This window comes from Actinosynnema sp. NPDC059335 (genome assembly GCF_042752395.1).
Classification (GTDB): Bacteria; Actinomycetota; Actinomycetes; order Mycobacteriales; family Pseudonocardiaceae; genus Actinosynnema.
The window spans coordinates 42,907-44,313 of record NZ_JBHYXZ010000067.1 but is presented as its reverse complement, the minus strand read 5'-3'; the positions used below and the strand labels follow the sequence as shown (position 1 = coordinate 44,313).

General features: G+C 73.0%; 1 protein-coding gene. It reads left to right on the top strand.

The window, feature by feature from the left end:
• Nucleotides 1-223: 223 nt before the first annotated feature.
• Nucleotides 224-1,294 (top strand): epoxide hydrolase family protein, encoded by a 1,071-nt coding sequence (locus ACFXGA_RS21520; RefSeq protein ID WP_378090519.1) that lies wholly within the window; start codon nt 224-226, stop codon nt 1,292-1,294.
• The last annotated feature ends 113 nt before the right edge of the window (nt 1,295-1,407 follow it).

The following is a 1,407-nucleotide window of genomic DNA, read 5'->3' as shown; positions in this document are numbered from 1 at the left end:
ACGGGGGGCGGTAAATGACCAAAATGGGCAAATCACTGCCCCCCGGCCCCCTTGACGCGTGCGGTAGGGCTGCGCCAGGTCGGCGGGATGACACGAAGCCCTCCTCCATGGGGAGAAGCAAGGGCGTGAGGTCGGCGGTCGGGGCGGGATGGAACGTTGGCGCGGCCAACGAACATGGGCTACTGTTGGTCCGACCAACATTGGTGAGACCAACGGAGCAGTGATGATCACGCCCTTCACGCTGGACGTGCCGCAGGCGGAGCTGGACGACCTGGCCGGGAGGTTGGCGCGGACGCGGTGGCCCGACGAACTGCCGGACGCCGGGTTCGACTACGGGTTCCCCTTGGCCGAGGTGCGCTCGCTGGTCGACCGGTGGCGCGACGGGTACGACTGGCGGCGGCACGAGGCGCGGCTGAACCGGTGGCCGCAGTTCGTCACCGAGGTCGACGGTCAGCGCGTGCACTTCCTCCACGTCCGCTCGGACCGCGCCGACGCGCTGCCGCTCGTGCTGGTCCACGGCTGGCCCGGTTCGGTGTTCGAGTTCCTCGACGTCGTGGAGCCGTTGTCGCGGGACTTCCACCTGGTCATCCCGTCCATCCCCGGTTTCGGGCTGTCGGGTCCGACGACGTCGCGCGGGTGGGACGTCGGCCGGGTGGCGCGGGCGTTCGTCGGGTTGATGGCCGCGTTGGGCTATCGGCGTTACGGGGCGCAGGGCGGGGACTGGGGTTCCGGGATCGCCAGGGCGATGGCCGCGGCGGCGCCGGCGAACGTGGTGGGCGTGCACGTCAACTTCCTGCCCACGCCGCCGGTGGACGGTGTTGCGCTGTCCGAAGAGGACGAGCGACGGCTGGAGAGGACCCGCGCGATCATGCGGAACCGGCCCGGGTACCAGGTGTTGCACGCGACGCGGCCGCAGACGGTCTCGTACGCGTTGACGGACTCGCCCGTGGGGCAGTTGGCGTGGATCGCGGAGAAGTTCGCCGAGTGGGCCGATCCGGCGTCGGGGATCGACGTGGACGTGGTGCTGACGCACGCGTCGCTGTACTGGCTCACCCGGACGGCGGGGTCGTCGGCCCGGTTGGCGCGGGAGTCGGGGATCGGGTCGGGCGAGTGCCCCGCGCCGTTGGGCGTGGCGGTGTTCCCGCACGACATCGTGCTGCCCGTGCGCGCGCTGGCGGAGCGGTCGCACCGGGTGGAGCGCTGGACCGAGTTCCCGCGCGGCGGGCACTTCGCGGCCCTGGAGGCGCCCGACCTGCTGGTCGGGGACCTGAGGGGGTTCTTCGCCGGTCGCTAGAGGAGCAGCGAGACGCCGGGGGGCCGGGAGAACCACCCCCCCCCCCCCCCCCACCCCCCCCCCCCCCCCGGGCCGGGGGGCGCCCCCGCCCCCCCCCCCCCCCCCCCCACCAC